Source organism: Hymenobacter fodinae (assembly GCF_004745825.1).
Classification (GTDB): Bacteria; Bacteroidota; Bacteroidia; order Cytophagales; family Hymenobacteraceae; genus Hymenobacter; species Hymenobacter fodinae.
In genome coordinates, this window is sequence record NZ_SRLA01000003.1 from 632678 (window position 1) to 647351 (window position 14674).

The window sequence follows — 14674 nt, forward strand, 5'->3', positions numbered from 1 at the left end:
TTACGCGCTGGCCACGACTACCTGGGTGCCCGTGGGAAGAAGGGGAACGGTCGACACGCTGGCTTTTAGCTGTCGAGCAAGGGTAGTAACCAACTGCAAGCCCAACGAATGAGTTTCGGGCGCCGATTCTGCCACTGGTAATCCGGCCCCGTTATCCTGCACCGTCAGCTGAAAGCCGGCGGCGGTCTGTTCCAAGGCAACATGCAGCTGCCCGCGGTTTATGTCCCGGAAGGCATGCTTGTAGGCGTTGGTTACCAACTCATTGACCACAAGGCCCAAGGCACTGGCTTCTTTGGGGTCCATTACCAGCGGGGCCAGGCTGCTGGTCAGCTGGATGCGCTGCTGAGGCGTGGTGAGCGAGCGGTGCAGAGATTCCAGCAACTCGCCCAGGTACTCGTTCATGCGCACCTGCGAGAGGTTGTCAGCCCGGTACAGAAACTCGTGCACCAAGGCCATGCTCTGGATGCGGGCTTGCGAACTGGCCAGGGCCTGCTGCAGTACGGGGTCGGGCAGGGTGCTGCGCTGCCAGGCCAGCAGGCTGCTGACCAACTGCAGGTTGTTCTTGACGCGGTGGTGAATTTCCTGCAGCAACACTTCCTTCTCGGCCACAGCCCGGCAGTTGGCCTGGTTGGCCAGGGCCAACAGGGCTTTCTGCCGCCGCAGCCGCCAGTACAGGCCCCCACCCACGCCCACGGTCGTGGCAAGGCCGCCCAGCAGCAGCCAGAGTGAGTGCAGCTGGGCCTGCTGGCTGCGCTGTTCAAACTCAGCCGCCTTTTTTTGCTCGGTGAGCAGCTGCACGTCGTAGCGCACCTGCAGCTGGGCCAGGGCCTGCGCCTTGTTGCCGTTGAAGAGCGAATCGCACAGATCCTCAGCCCGGGCGTCGAGCTCATCCGCACGAGCGGGACGCTTCTGGTCGGCATAGGCCCAGGCAAGGCTGGAGAGGGCATCCGCTTCGTACTCGGGCATTTTCTCCGCGCGGGCCAGGGCCAGGGCCAGCTCCGCCGTGCGCTGGGCAGCCCGGGGCCGACCCTGCAGGCGATACACGCGCGCCAGCGAAAGCGCCGAGCTGGCTGCCTGCGGCTGGTAACGGTAGCGCTGCATGATGCGCAGGGCCCGCTGCATGTTCGTGGCCGCGGCCGCCAAGCTGGCCCGCGAGCGGGGCATCAGCTTGGCATAAACTTCGCCCCGAAACTGGTACACGTAACCCAGGCCCCGGGCGTCGGCCGCGCGCTGCATGTAAGGCAAAGCCCGCGTGGCGTAGTGAAGCACCGAATCGTAGCGCTGCAGCACCAGGAAGGTATTGGCCAGGTTCAGCAGCAGGCCACCCCGCTCGCGGGGCCCTACCGAGGGGGTAGCGGCCTGCTGCCGGTAGGCCTGGCGCAGGTAGCGCAGGCCACCGGCCGCATCCTTGGTATCCACGGCCACCAGGCCCAGGCACTGGGTGAAGCGCCACTGGTCGCGGGGCCGGTGCGCACGAGTGAGCTTCACGCCCTGCTGGCTGTAGTGCATGGCGGCCACGTAGTCGGCAGCCCGCTCACAGTTTACCACCAGCTGATACAAGGCGTCGGCTGCCCCTGACCAGTCAAGCCGGCGCCGGGCAAACGTTACTGCCTGCTCCCCTACCCGGCGACCTTCGGCCACATCCTGGGCAAATAGCATATCGCTTAAAGCCAACAGCGCCTGAAAGCGAGCAGAGTCTGGCAGCGTGGCGTGGCGCACCAAGGCCCGCAGCGAGTCGATGGTCTGCGGCGTCTTAGGCGTCCTACTGGAAGATGGCGTCCGGGTATTGGCCAGGGCGCCGGGGCTGACGAGTAGCAGGCCGAGCACGGCCCAGATAGCTCCGCCCTTCACGCGGTAACGAATTGAAGGTAAGGTAATGACGGATATAAGGGTTGTGTAGACATAGCGGGGTGGTAGTAGAGCCTCTCCCCTCCCCCACCGTTAAGCGCAGTATTGGGAAAAGGCAAGAGCGGGAAACGGAACGGCCAGCTCAACCACGGAAGGTGAGCCGGCCGCTATACGTATGGAATAGCCCTGGGATACCAGCGCTGCCCTATTTTTTAGGTGCCATCATCTGGCGGATCTGCTTTTTCATCGCCTTCTGCAGCTGTGCTTCGTGCTCCTGCCGAAAGCGATTCAGAATGTTATGAATGATATCCGGGGCCGACGCGCCCCCGCCCAGGATAAAGCCGAGCTGGGTGAAATACTGCTGGTGGTCGGCCGTGATGCGCAGGGTGGTCGTCTTCTTCTCTGCCGAAGGCACGAACAGCTGCGCCAGGTCAAGCTCCCCACCCGCCGTGACCGGTGTGGCAACGGGCAACTCCTCCTCGGCTTCCTCCCCGACTTCTTCTTCCGGCGCGCTGGCCGGAGCTGGCGAAGGCAGTGGTGCGGGGGCGGCCGCGCGGGGCTCCTCCCCTACTGGTGCCGGCGCCGCTGCTGCGGGTTCTACCGCCTGAACGGGTGCCGCGGGTACGGCCGCCACCTCTGGCGCAGGCGTCGCCTTTTTTCCCGCTGGTTCCTTTGCCGCAGCGGGGGGAGCGACTTCAGCCGCGGGGGGCATCGACGGCGCGGCAGGAGTCTCCGCAACGGCAGCTGCGGATGCTTCAGCGGGCGCCGGTGCCGGCGCCACTGGCCGGGGGGCGTCGCCCATCAGGCTGAAAGCAGCAACGCCCGAGGTGAGGGCAGCAAGTTCACGCTGGCGCCGCTCGGCCGCGGCTTCTTTGGATTCAGTGGTTTTCTTGGCCATGGGAGCGGGCGTTATTTAGCGTTGTCGTCGAGGGTTTCAAGGGCAGCGGGGGCCGGCTGCTCGAATTCCGTGGGCGTGAAGTCAATGGTCTTGCCCGAGGGGGTAACCGTGCCCTTGCCGAGCACCAATTCCAGAATCTCCGTAATCAGGCTGCCCAGGCCGAGTTTGCCCAACTCCTTTTCCGGCATGGGGAACATCGTGGAGCGCTTGTCCTTGATGCTGACCAGCGACTCTACCCGGCTGTTGAGCAGCGGATAGCCCTTTTCACGAAACAGCTCGGCGGTCTTCGTGTAAACCGTCCGTTTCTCCGCCTTGAGGAATTTGTTCCAGAAGGCGTAAAAGCCTGCCAGGTTGGATTCCGGCCGCTGCTTATGGGTGAAGTTGCCCAGGATGTGCATGTAGGACATCGTGGAGGCAATGGTTCCCATATCCGGCTCCATGGGCAGGAAGATATAATCTACCCGCTCCAATAGCTCGCTCAACCCCACAACGTTGACCGTACCAGGCGTATCCACCAGGATAAAGTCGAACTCCTTCTCGGCCAGGGTGTCAATCGCCTCAACGGCCTTTTCAACGCTCGAAATAGCAATCGGGTAAGGCGTTACCCCTTGCTTGATGAGCCGCTCCTGAAAAGCCACGTCGGATTGCAGAAGCTGCTGCTCGTGGCTGCGGTAGGCGTGCAAGGTGTTCTGCGGATAGTCGCAGTCAAGCATCGCCACTTTGTAACCGTAGAGATAGCAGAGCGCCGAGGCGACGTGCGTGCCGATGGTGGATTTGCCAGCCCCACCCTTCTGAGTGGCAAAGGCAATTACCCGAGTGTTTTTCATTAGGTGAGTGGTTTTAAAAAAGTGGTAGTCGGTTCATAATGCGTCAATGCTTCAAAGTTGCAATGTGTCAATGAAGCATTGACTCTTTGCTTCTGTGCTTCAGAGCTTCTAACTGTTCACGAGTCGCTGAAGCAAAGAAGCAAGGCATCAAAGATACATAGCCTCGTTGAATTATCGAAGTATCGAAGCAGACTGTCAGCGCATCAATACTTCAATGCTTCAATGAAGCATTGAAGTATTGATTAAATTGAAGCGCCGAAGTAATGAAGCACTGAAGCAAAAAAATAAAACTTTGAGAAACCTGTAGTGAAGCAATGAAGCGCCGAAGCACAGAAGCAATAGTAACGTGGCAATTTTACAAGTAGTATAAAAGCTACATGTGAAGCAATGAAGCACCGATTCTTTGAAGCAGAAATTGCAGTAGATAGTAGCAATGTGTATTCAAATGTTCTGGTCCTTCATCACCAAGTTTAATTCGTGTTTTAAGTGCTTCATTGAAGCAAGGAAGCAATGATGCAAAGAAGCGCGCTAGTTATAGTCCTAGCCCCATTCAACGTCCTCGTTCAATATGCTCGTTCATCAACCAGCAGCAAGCCATGTCATTGTCCGGACAAACTTCGTTTGCCCAAACAATGACACCGCCATGTTCGCAGGCTCACATAGCTTGGCTTGCTAGCTCTAGCTGCTTAGATTTGCGTGAATGGTGAACATTACTATTCAGTAGCCATTCTTCACGAAGCGCCGTAAGTAGCTTATGGAATCAGAGAAGCCAGATGAAACAACTGCCGAGGCTGCGCGCACTTTGCGCATTGATGTGCGCGTAAGCCCGGATGAGAAAAAGGAGCTGCAGGAGAAGGCTATGGCTGCTGGCTACAAGAAGGTATCAGCGTATTTGCGGGACGTTGGACGGGGGGTAGAGATAAAAGAAAGCGTACCGGCGGAGTTGCGACGGCAGCTGGTTGGCATTGGTACTAACCTTAATCAGATTGCGCGTCTGGCACAGGCTGGTAAGTCGTTTAGCAACCATGAGGCGCAGCTGTTGGAGGCGCTGACAATTATTAGAGGCTACCTGATATGATTGCGAAAACAACCACGGGTAACGACTTTGAGGGCGCGCTGACTTACGGGGCTGGGCAGCGGCAGGGGAGGGGTAAGGAGCCAGGGGAGGCGCCACTTTTAGTGGTCTCCAACGTAATTCCAGGAAGCCCGAAAGAGATGGCGCAGGATATGCAGGCCGTGGCGGCACGGAGCAAGCGCGTGCGGAAACCCGTGTGGCATACGGTCCTTTCGTGGAAGGCCGGGGAAGCCGTGAGTCAGGCGCAAAAGGTGGCGGCGGCCAAGCGCTATTGTGAGTTGATGGGAGCACCGATTGATCGGCACCAGGTGGTCGTGTATGAGCACCGGGACAAGCAGCACGCCCACGTGCACATCTACCTGAACCGGGTGCCGATTGACGGCGGCCCGGCGTTGCGAACGGATAATAATTTCTACCGGCAGCCAGCCGTCACGCGGCAGATAAGCCAGGAGCTGGGCATGGACCCGCTACCCGAAAGGCGGCGTAGTTTGAAGACACTAGACCCAACCAAGGAGGCAGCGCGGCAGCGGGTAAGTCAGGCGTTGGCGCAGTTGCTGCGTCAGTCGGATAGGGAAGGGGAGCAGTGGCTGGCTTTGCAATTGCAAAAACTAGCCATCGAGATTCGCTACACCCACGACAAGGGCGGGGTATTGCGCGGCGTCAGCTTTGAAACGGAAGGAGTGGCCCTGCGGGGCCAGGAAGTAGGCTACAAAGGGGCGCAGCTGCGGGAGGCCCTGGCGGCATCCGTGATGCCGGTTATGGAGCCGGAAGCTGAGCGGAAGGCTCGTCCCAAGGTATCAACCACGCTGCCTCAGCCGGCGCCGCCTGTACGGCCGAAGCAAGCCCGCCGGAAGGGGCGTAGACAGTAGGGGCAGGGCAGGGGGTGTCACCCTTCGTGTGCTGAGCGTGCACCTCACCGCTGACTTTGAACCGCTCGTCAAGTAATCCGTGCCAGAGGTAAGGCGGGGCGGTAAGTTGCTTGATTCACCAAGCGGTTCAAGCAATGGAAGACGAAAAGGGGTTACGGAAAATCATGGAGTTTATGCGCCTGTTTGCCATTGGGCTGCTGGCCATAAACATCTACTACTACTGCTTCGCATACTTCCGCTCTCTGGGCTGGACAACCGGCGTGGTGGAGCACCTGCTGGAGAGCTTTACGCGAAATACCTTTCTGTTCAAAGCCAGCTGGGTCAGCAAGAGCCTAGCCGTGGTATTCCTACTGCTCAGCTGCCTGGGCACGCGGGGGCGGGCTAACCAAGAGCTCAAAGGCCGAACGGTGGCGTGCTCCGCCGCGCTGGGGCTGCTGCTGCTCTTCGGGGCGGATGCAGTGCGCGGGCTGACGCTGGGAGCCGGGCTGACGACGGTGCTTTACGCCGGACTGCTGACGGTTGGCTTTCTGCTCTTGTTGAGCGCCGGGGCGTGGCTGAGCCGGCTGTTCAACAACGACTTGCTGAAGGACATCTTCAACAAGGAAAACGAGAGCTTCCCGCAGGAGGAGCGGCTGATGGAAAACGAGTACTCAGTGAATCTGCGCACCGAGTACTGGCTGCGCGGCAAGCGCCGCCAGGGCTGGCTAAACGTGGTCAACCCCTTTCGCGCCACGATGGTGCTGGGCACGCCCGGCTCGGGCAAGAGCTTTGCCATCATCAACGAGTTTATCCGGCAGCACCTGGCCAAGGGCTTCTGCATGTACATCTACGACTACAAGTTTGACGACCTGAGCCGCATCTGCTACAACACGCTGCTGCGTCACCAGGACAAGTTCGATAGGCCGGTGGGCTTCTACGTCATCAACTTCGACAACCCGCGCAAAAGCCACCGCTGCAACCCGCTGCTGCCCGAGCTGATGACCGACATCGTGGACGCCTACGAAAGCGCGTCGACCATCATGCTGAACCTGAACAAGAGCTGGATTCAGAAGCAGGGCGATTTTTTCGTGGAGTCACCCATCAACTTCGTGGCGGCCATCATCTGGTTTCTGAAGCTGTTCGAGAGGGGCAAGTACTGCACCTTTCCCCACGTTATCGAGTTTCTGAGCCGCGACTACGAGGAGATTTTCCCGGTGCTGGCCTCGTACCCGGAAATTGAGAATCTGGTGAAGCCTTTCGTATCGGCCTTTCAGAAGGACGCCATTGAGCAGCTGGAAGGGCAGATTGCCAGCGCCAGGATTCCGCTGAGCCGGCTGGCTTCGCCCCAACTCTACTGGGTGATGTCGGGCAACGACTTTACGCTCGACATCAATAGCAACGAGGAGCCCAAGGTGTTGTGCGTGGGCAACAACCCCGAGCGCCAGGCCATCTACGGGGCCGCGCTGGGCCTCTACAACGCTCGCCTGGTGAAGCTGGTCAACCAGAAGGGCAAGCGCAAGTCGTCGCTGATCATTGACGAGTTGCCCACCATTTACTTCAAGGGCCTCGATAACCTCATTGCCACGGCCCGCAGTAACAAGGTGAGCACCTGTCTGGGCTTCCAGGACTTCTCGCAGCTGGAGCGCGACTACGGGCAGAAGGAGGCCGAGGTCATCAAGAACACGGTGGGCAACGTGTTCAGCGGGCAGGTATCGGGCAATAGCGGCAAGTGGCTAAGCGAGCGGTTCGGCAAGATTCTGCAGCGGCGCCAGAGCCTGAGCATCAACATGCGTGAGACGAGCACCAGCCTTTCCACGCAGATGGACAGCATGATTCCGGCCAGCACCATTGCCAACCTCACCCAGGGTAATTTCGTGGGAGCGGTAGCCGACAACTTCGGCGAGGAAATCGACCAGAAGGTGTTTCACGCCCGCATCCAGGTAGACGTGAAGGCCGTAGCGGCGGAAGCCAGCGGCTACCAGCCCATCCCTGATATTACCAGCTTCATCAATCCGACTACGGGCAAGGACGAGGCCGAGGAGATGATTAAGGCCAACTTCAACCGGGTGAAAACGGACGTGAAAGAGCTATGCGCCCGCGAGCTGACCCGCATCAAGCAGGACCCAGCATTGCGCCATCTGATTAAGGAAAAGGCCGAGCAGTAGAATCATTTATAGTGCGGTGGTGGGCCTGCCTGAGGATGCCGTTCGTGTACCCAGCCGGCACCTTACCCCCCAATTCTGACCACTCGTCAAGTTTCTGCTCCGCGCCTAGTGGTGGCCGATAGGTTTGCACAAGTCGAATTCCGGGCTGCCCGGCCCCGTGCTAAGCGGTCAGGGTGGCTTTTTCCTTCCTCTATTTCACTTTCCAATGGCTGAGCAAGATGACGAGATGACCCCAGCGTCGTTGCCCCAGATAAAGGCCAGCGACGCAAACGAATCTTTGACTGCCGGGCAGGCGCAAACCCCGCCGCCACCCGTACCCCAGGCCGAGGAGGTGGCCATACCTCCAGGCGTTGCGCCGGCCGGGGATACAGCTCCTGTGGCGTTGGCGCCCGATGAGCTACCAGCCGACCCGGCAGAGCAACCGGGCAACACCCCGCAGGGGCCGGAGCCACCGGTAGGGGAAGGGCAGCAGGCCCCCGCCGGCCTTGCTACTGACGTAGCTGCAGCAGCGCCCGTAGGCGAATTGCGCATCACCTGGCAGCAGAAGGGCGACGAGGTGGCCCCGCTGCTGGAAATGCGCGCTTACCTCGACCAACTCCGGGAAGCCGGCGTGGCCGTGGGCGCGCTGCAGTTCGAGCGTAACCCGGCGGGCAAACTCACGGGGGGCTTTGCGGTCAGCTACGACCCCGAATCCAACAAGCTGGGTCAGCTGGAGGCGACATTACAGGGCTTCCGGCAGATAGGGAATGGCGTGGGCGTGGTAGAAAAGCCGGAGCAGGCGGCCGCCCGCCGGCAGGAGGCGGGCTACGATGACGGCTACGAGCCCCCGCGCAGCAAGCAGGTGCGGCAGGCATTCGGCGCCGGGCAGTGGGACGCACTGAGCGCCCAGCTCGCGGCCGTGCCCAAGCACGCGCTAACCGTCCCGGAGCAGGGGCAGCAGGCCGCAGCCGAGCAGCGCGTGCAGCAGCTGGCCCAGCAGCATGGCAGGACCACCGAGCAGGTGCTGCGCGACGGGAAAAGCATTTTCGACATCGACACCAGCGGCAACCCGGCGTCAGCCTTTCTGAAGAACTTCTACGCCCATCTGAACGGCGGCCCCAAAACCCGGCAGCACCTGGAAGTGGACTACGAGCAAACCCGCCAGGATTTGCAGGCGCGCCTGCTCCGTAAGGCGGGCACTGCCCAAGCAAAAGTTCTGCCCGACCAGGCGCCAGCTGCCATAGGTGCCCACGCGGTGGCCGTCGCCGACGCCGGCAAGCCGGCCCCGATCGAGGTGATGGCCCCGCCGGTCCCCGTCGCCCCGCCATTCCGGGCCAGCGACGTGCCGCAGCAGGTGCTGGCTTCGCTGGGCCTGACCCTGCAGACGCTGGAGCAGAGCGGGCAGCTGGAAAAGCTGCTGAGCGGGCGGCAAACCGACCTGCTGGCCATGCAGGTGACAGACCGGCCGGATCAGGACCCCGTTCGGTTTGCGGGGAAGATGGTGCTGCGCCGCGAAGCTGACGGCACGGCTACCCTGAAAATGGAGTTGCCCCAGGCCCGGCTGGTGATTCCCAATGAGATTGGAGGAATGCCCTTCACGCCCGAGCAGCGGCAGCGGCTGGAAACGGAGGGCAACGCCGGCCTGCTGCGTGGCCTCAAGGACGAGCAGGGCCGCACCTACAACGGTTACGTAGCCGTGGACAAGGCCATGAACAAGGTGGTGATTCTGCCCGAGGACAAGGTGACGCTGCACGATACCATTGCCGGCGTCAAGCTTACGCCCGAGCAGAGCCACGACCTGCGCGAGGGCAAAGTTGTGGCCCTGGCCAACATGGCCAGCGGCGACGGCGGCCGGCAGTTCGACGGCACCGTGCAGGTAAATGCCGCCAAGGCCTGCATCGAGGTGCGTCCCGCCGCGCACGAGCTAATCCAGCACCAGGCGCCGCAGGTGCAGCAAACGGTACCGGGTGCTACCAAGACGGTGGTGGCCACGCCGGCCAAGGAGCAAACGACGCAGGTGAAAACCCGGGGGCCACGCCACTAAGCGGGCCAACTGCTTCCACGCCATCATCTATTCACCCCAAGCCCGGAAGCTCTTTTCCGGGCTTCTTTTTTCTGGGCTGCCCCCGGTCTAACCCATCCCCAAGCCATGGAACACGAGCTGACTTTTCAAAAAATCAAGGAGCGGGTGGAGTTGCCCGAGCTGCTGAGCCATTTCGGCTACACCCTGAAAAAAGGCGAGCAGTTGGGCCGAGGCAAGTGGCATGTATTCGAGGGCGACGATACCCTGGTCGTGTTTAAGGGCCGGGGCGGTGACTGGATGTATTTCAACGCCCAGGATGACCGCGACAAGGGCAGCGTCATCGACTGGATGAAGAACCGGGTAAGCTCGGGACGAATTGCTGGCATTGCCCAGCTGCCGGGTCGTACTCTGTGGCAGGCAGTCAACGACCACTTCCGCGCCTACCTGAGCCTGCCCGAGCCGCAGCGGCCCCGGCTCGATTTGCCACCTATTGCCGAAACCGCGCCCGGCGAGAAGTTCCACAGCATCTTCACTAAGGACTGCCGGCCGCTGGAAGACACCACCTACCTCGAAGGGCGGGGCATCAGCCTAGCTACGCTGCGGCACCCGCAGTTCGTCGGGCGCATACTCAACCACCGGCACACCGTGCAGCGGGCCGGGCTGCCGCCCAAAACCTACGTCAACACGGCCTTCCCGGCCTACCACGAGGGGCGGGTAGTGGGACTGGAACTGAAAGGCGCAGGCTTCAAGGGGCAGGCGCCGGAAAGCCAGTTTTCCCGCTCCTTGTGGCTGAGCCGGCTGCCCGAGGGCCGGCCGGCGGCGGTGCTCGTAGTCAGCGAGTCAGCCCTCGATACGCTTTCCTATGCGCAGCTGCACCCCCAGGAAAGCGCCCTCTACGCTTCCACCGCCGGCACGCTCACCCAGAATAAGATTTTCGAGTTGAAACGGCTGCTGCGCGAGGAGCAGATTCCGGCCATCCGGGCTGCCTTTGACAATGACACCCAGGGGCACCATTTCGACACGCGGCTCTTGGCGGGCCTGGCCAGCGACCAGAATCCGATGAAAGTGGTGCGCGAGCATGAGCACCAACTGACCGTCGAAATCGTGGCGCCCCAGCCGGCCGGCGTGCAGGCATTGAGCCGGCGGCTGCAGGCTTACAACGAGCAGACGAGTCAGCAGTTCAGTCAGGCTAATGGAGCCCCCGGTACGCCGGCCACGAGCCCGACCCTGCGCGATGAGCTAATACACTCTCAGAAGCTGGGCGCCCACACCTACCAGTTTCATCTGCCCATGAGCCCGGGGGCGCTGCACGCCTTCAATCAGGCGGCCAGCCAGACGCTGGCCTTCGAGCACCGGGTGGAACTCGTGAAAAGCCAGGGCAAGGACTGGAACCAGGATCTAAAGCAGGACCAGCTGCAGCAGGTGGTGCGGCGCGAGCTGGGTGACGTGGACGAGGACCAATACGGCTTCGGCCAGCAGCACTGGGACAATCCGGAAATAAGTGGCAGCGGGAAGATTGCCCAGCTGCACCAAGCCCAGGCCGAGGCCCGGACCCAAGGGGAGCGGCTGCTAGTGGTAGAGTTGCGCGAAAGCCGGGACGAAACGGCGCTGCTGCCCACCCTGCGCGAAAATCTGGAGCGCATCGGCCTGCACATCGACCACGCCACCCGGCAGCCGCCCGGTGTAGCCCGCGAAATACTAACGGAACTGACCCTGCGCTACCCCGTTCAATCACCCCAGTTGCCGGCCATCAGCGACGCAGTGGATGCGCTCCGGCAGAATCCCCGGGTCACGGTGGTAGAATCCGGGCAGGACGCGGTGGAGCGCCGGCAGCTGGCCGCCGCCCGGGAGCAGGAGCGCCAAGCTGGCCCGCCATTGCGGCCCAGTGACTCCCCCGCCCGTGACCAGGCCCGTCAGGACTTCATCGAGGCGGCGCGGCAGGTAGTCCGCGAGCTGCGCGTGTGCGCCGCCGGCTTGGAGGCCGCCCGGCTGCAGGAAGTCAGCAAGCAGCTGCTGACCCGGCCGGCGCTGACGGGTATCAACCAAGAGAATGTCGCAAGGGTTCTGGCGGTGGTGGATACGCTGGACACGCTGAAAGCCAGCCCCGCCGTACTGCAGTTGCGCCAAGCGGCGCAGCTGCTACATGCGCCCAAGCCCCCAGTTCCGGAAAACCGTCCCCGGACCAGCCCCCGGTGGTAGTGGTTGCCAGGTGCCGGGCGTCGAGAAGTTCACTAGCTAACGAGGCAGGCTAGTTGCAGAAGCATTGACTGCTATCCGACACTCTTCAATTTCCCGCTGCCGCATCCGGAAGCGTAGCCACCCGGTGAGCAGCACAACGCCGGCAGCACCAACCGCCCAGTAGCCCAACGACCCGGCGCGCACCGGATGAAGCTGAATCAGGGCCAGACCGAAGCCCAGCATAGCCAGACTGGTGCGCACGTAGGTGAGAAACGTACGCTCATTGGCCATGCGGGTGCGGGCCGCGGCCAGGCCCTGCTGGTCATAGTTGGGCGGTAATGAAGGAAATGCAGGCATGCGGAAGCAGTAAAGCGGAGGCCCGGGCTACCCCGGGCATTATACCACTACGAACGTCGCGTGCGGATGCACAACCATGGGCCGGTGCTGGGTTAAGTATGCCCGCATAACGGCCACCACGTGCTGCCCGGTTTTGCGGCGGTTGCGGCCCACCTGATGTGGTACGCCCTGGGAGGTGATATACGCGGCCGTATAGGTCCGTTCCGGGTCTAGGGGCTGGTCTTTGATAAACACCGTTTGCAAGCGGCTGCCCTTGGGGTTCTCGGCTTTGAAGTACGCTTTCAAGCCCAGGGCCCGCTTCACGTAGCCGCCCATCTGGTGCAACGGGTTCTGGCTGTAGGTGCCTTCCAGATTCTTCTCCAGCATCTGGCGCAACTCCGCGCCGGTGAGCTCGACCGTTTCAATCTCCGGGTCCATCGGCACCAGGTCGTAGAGGTCGTTGAGCTGCACCGGACCGGGGGGGATGGGCGCCCCGTAGCGCCAGCCGTTGGAGAAGTACAGGTCGGCGGGCACTAGCGCCCGGATGCTGGCCAACAGAAAATCGTCGGCCGGGCACTCCACCGACGTGCCCCGGTGCAGCCCGGTGGCGGTGACGCCCACCACCTCGCGCAGGCTGGCATAGGGCAGCAGGGCCGCGTCGATGCGCGCCTGCAGAGCCGGGTCGGGCGTCAGGTCCGCGCTGACTTCCCGTAACTCATGGTCGTGGGCGGTGACGCGGCCGTTTTCCACGGTGAGCGTGAGGCGGCCGACAAAGGAGCCGTGGGCCCCGGACTGAATAACCAGACAGTCGCCCGCGCGGAAGGGATCGTAGAGGCGGTTGTGGGTGTGGCTGCTCAGGCACACGTCCACGCCGGGGTGCGCCTGCAGCAGGGCTACGTCCTGCGGGAAGCCGCAGTGGGAAAGCAATACTACCAGGTCGGCGCGCTCTGGGCCGCGCAGTTCGGCCACGTAGCGGGGCAGCTCCGCCGTCCCATCGGTGAAGCGCAGGCCCTCACCGAAATGGGCCGGCATGGTTTTGTCGACGATGGGGCAGGCCAGGCCGATGACGCCCACGCGCAGGCCAGCCGTTTCGTAGACCTGATACGGCGGATACACCAATTCGCCCGAGGCTTTCTCATACACATTGGCGGCCAGCAGGGGGTAATTCAGCTGCTTAACCAACTGGCGCAGCCGGTTTGGTCCATAGGCAAAATCCCAGTGGGCCGTCATACCGGCCACGCTCAACTCGTTGAGGATGGGCACCAGAATCTCGCCCTGGGTATCCACCACCGGCCGGGTGCCGTGAAACGTGTCGCCCCCGTCGAAAAGCAGATTTTCCGGGTATTGCTGGCGCCACTGCTGCAGCAGGGTGGCAATGCGGGCGTAGCCCCCACAAGGACGGTACTCGGGGCCGGTGGGCCCGTAAAACAGCTCCTGGTGCAGGTTCAGGTAGCCATGCACGTCGTTAAGCTGGAAGAAGGAGAGGGTGGTGCCCATAGTGAATTGCAAGGCTAAAAATCTTCCAGCATGCCGCCTGCATCCTCGTACACGATGGGCTCTGGAAACTGGATTCCGTGGTGGTCAGTTAGATATTGCCGGCTCAACAACTTAACCAAGTACTGCGCTTCAGATAATGGCATCGGATTGGCAGGCGGTTGGTTGTTGCTAGGGCCGTGACGCGCTAGCAAGCCCGAAGCGCCGAAGTTGTCCGCTGTGCGGGTGAACAGTTTGTACTTGGCGTTGGAAATGCCCGCCGTCTGTAGAAGACCGTCAAAGTCACTTTCATAATGGCGCAGCGTATCCACAATGGCGTAGAGCGTGCGTAAGTCCAGTTCCTGGCCCAGTTGGGTCAATAGCGTAAGCACATCGGGCTCCGTGCGGGCAAGCAGCAAGGCTTGGCTCATCGGGCCGCTGCTGTAAACCGGATGCACTGGCTCAGCCAGCACAGTGGCCGTGTAAGGATGCTTGCTTGGCTCATCCGGCGTTTCGGAGTCGAGCCCTTTATCAGCCCATAAATCATACAGATTATAAAGCACCGGACGTGCTGACCCGAAAGGTGAATTGGGAGATAAAGAGGCCAGTACGTAAATGCCATGGAACATATCAAGCAACTGCCGGGCCCTTCCCCAAACCTGCGCTGGCTCACTTAATTCGTCCAGATGAGCAGATGTGAAAAAGAACTGAGGAGCACCGCTGTCGTACTCCTCGTTCATAAATGCCAGATCTGGACTAGGGTTGTGTGCAGATAAGTCAAAGAGTAGTGGATGCGAGTAGCCCCGAATGGCAAAGCGGTAGTGGTAACCTTTCATAAGGTAGGTGTAGTAAGGCCAGTGTTAGCCTGATTAGAGTTAACTAGGCCATACGGCTCTGCCGTGGGCACGTTCAGGCAACAACCTGGCTCTATGCGGTTATAGGCAGCAACCAGAAAGATTACGCTTTGCCGGCCAGAAGGTACCCGAAAACCCGGCAATTACATCTTCCAGCCGCTGGGCGTGAA

At 61.4% G+C, this 14674-nt stretch carries 11 protein-coding genes; 5 read left to right on the top strand and 6 right to left on the bottom strand.

All coding sequences use genetic code 11. The annotated features are described in order from the left end of the window. The 3 genes from EU556_RS16470 to EU556_RS16480 all read right to left on the bottom strand — a co-directional run bounded on the left by EU556_RS16470 (window position 1) and on the right by EU556_RS16480 (window position 3573). Window positions 1-1851, bottom strand: a complete 1851-nt coding sequence (locus EU556_RS16470) for a sensor histidine kinase (RefSeq protein WP_135435229.1) — start codon at window positions 1849-1851, stop codon at window positions 1-3. Window positions 1852-2053: 202 nt separating this feature from the next. Then, on the bottom strand, window positions 2054-2746 hold the full coding sequence (locus EU556_RS16475; protein WP_135435230.1) for a hypothetical protein: 693 nt from the start codon (window positions 2744-2746) through the stop codon (window positions 2054-2056). 11 nt (window positions 2747-2757) lie between these two features. Beyond that, window positions 2758-3573, bottom strand: coding sequence for a ParA family protein (locus EU556_RS16480; protein ID WP_135435231.1), 816 nt, complete (start codon window positions 3571-3573; stop codon window positions 2758-2760). A 754-nt stretch (window positions 3574-4327) separates the two neighbouring features. Here EU556_RS16480 and EU556_RS16485 point away from each other — a divergent pair. The 5 genes from EU556_RS16485 (at window position 4328) to EU556_RS16505 (ending at window position 11862) form a co-directional block, all read left to right on the top strand. Continuing rightward, on the top strand, window positions 4328-4651 hold the full coding sequence (locus tag EU556_RS16485) for a plasmid mobilization protein (RefSeq protein WP_135435232.1): 324 nt from the start codon (window positions 4328-4330) through the stop codon (window positions 4649-4651). Then, window positions 4648-5517 (top strand): relaxase/mobilization nuclease domain-containing protein, encoded by an 870-nt coding sequence (locus EU556_RS16490; protein WP_135435233.1) that lies wholly within the window; start codon window positions 4648-4650, stop codon window positions 5515-5517. Before EU556_RS16485 ends, EU556_RS16490 begins: the two co-directional genes overlap by 4 nt. 134 nt (window positions 5518-5651) lie before the next feature. Beyond that, the gene (gene mobC / locus EU556_RS16495; RefSeq protein WP_135435234.1) at window positions 5652-7661 is read left to right on the top strand and encodes a conjugal transfer protein MobC; all 2010 of its coding nucleotides are present in this window, start codon (window positions 5652-5654) and stop codon (window positions 7659-7661) included. A 205-nt stretch (window positions 7662-7866) separates the two neighbouring features. After that, window positions 7867-9684, top strand: coding sequence for a DUF3945 domain-containing protein (locus EU556_RS16500; RefSeq protein ID WP_135435235.1), 1818 nt, complete (start codon window positions 7867-7869; stop codon window positions 9682-9684). A gap of 105 nt (window positions 9685-9789) precedes the next feature. Beyond that, window positions 9790-11862, top strand: a complete 2073-nt coding sequence (locus EU556_RS16505) for a toprim domain-containing protein (protein ID WP_125433101.1) — start codon at window positions 9790-9792, stop codon at window positions 11860-11862. A 36-nt stretch (window positions 11863-11898) separates the two neighbouring features. Here EU556_RS16505 and EU556_RS16510 read toward each other — a convergent pair whose 3' ends face one another. The 3 genes from EU556_RS16510 to EU556_RS16520 are packed head-to-tail and all read right to left on the bottom strand — an operon-like array spanning window position 11899 to window position 14486. Next, window positions 11899-12198: a YidH family protein gene (locus EU556_RS16510; protein WP_125433102.1), complete on the bottom strand. Its 300-nt coding sequence runs from the start codon at window positions 12196-12198 to the stop codon at window positions 11899-11901. 39 nt (window positions 12199-12237) lie between these two features. Next, window positions 12238-13674 carry a bifunctional metallophosphatase/5'-nucleotidase gene (locus EU556_RS16515; protein WP_245327717.1) on the bottom strand — a complete coding sequence of 479 codons (1437 nt, stop codon included), beginning with the start codon at window positions 13672-13674 and terminating at the stop codon, window positions 12238-12240. 14 nt (window positions 13675-13688) lie between these two features. Continuing rightward, window positions 13689-14486 (bottom strand): hypothetical protein, encoded by a 798-nt coding sequence (locus EU556_RS16520; RefSeq protein WP_135435236.1) that lies wholly within the window; start codon window positions 14484-14486, stop codon window positions 13689-13691. Window positions 14487-14674 lie beyond the last annotated feature (188 nt).

Excerpts from the sequence above, each read along its gene's own strand:
- EU556_RS16475 (WP_135435230.1), bottom strand. The coding sequence starts at position 2,746 with ATGGCCAAGAAAACCACTGAATCCAAAGAAGCCGCGGCCGAGCGGCGC.
- EU556_RS16490 (WP_135435233.1), top strand. The coding sequence starts at position 4,648 with ATGATTGCGAAAACAACCACGGGTAACGACTTTGAGGGCGCGCTGACT.
- EU556_RS16520 (WP_135435236.1), bottom strand. The coding sequence starts at position 14,486 with ATGAAAGGTTACCACTACCGCTTTGCCATTCGGGGCTACTCGCATCCA.
- EU556_RS16510 (WP_125433102.1), bottom strand. The coding sequence starts at position 12,198 with ATGCCTGCATTTCCTTCATTACCGCCCAACTATGACCAGCAGGGCCTG.
- EU556_RS16480 (WP_135435231.1), bottom strand. The coding sequence starts at position 3,573 with ATGAAAAACACTCGGGTAATTGCCTTTGCCACTCAGAAGGGTGGGGCT.
- EU556_RS16515 (WP_245327717.1), bottom strand. The coding sequence starts at position 13,674 with ATGGGCACCACCCTCTCCTTCTTCCAGCTTAACGACGTGCATGGCTAC.
- mobC (WP_135435234.1), top strand. The coding sequence starts at position 5,652 with ATGGAAGACGAAAAGGGGTTACGGAAAATCATGGAGTTTATGCGCCTG.
- EU556_RS16500 (WP_135435235.1), top strand. The coding sequence starts at position 7,867 with ATGGCTGAGCAAGATGACGAGATGACCCCAGCGTCGTTGCCCCAGATA.
- EU556_RS16505 (WP_125433101.1), top strand. The coding sequence starts at position 9,790 with ATGGAACACGAGCTGACTTTTCAAAAAATCAAGGAGCGGGTGGAGTTG.
- EU556_RS16485 (WP_135435232.1), top strand. The coding sequence starts at position 4,328 with ATGGAATCAGAGAAGCCAGATGAAACAACTGCCGAGGCTGCGCGCACT.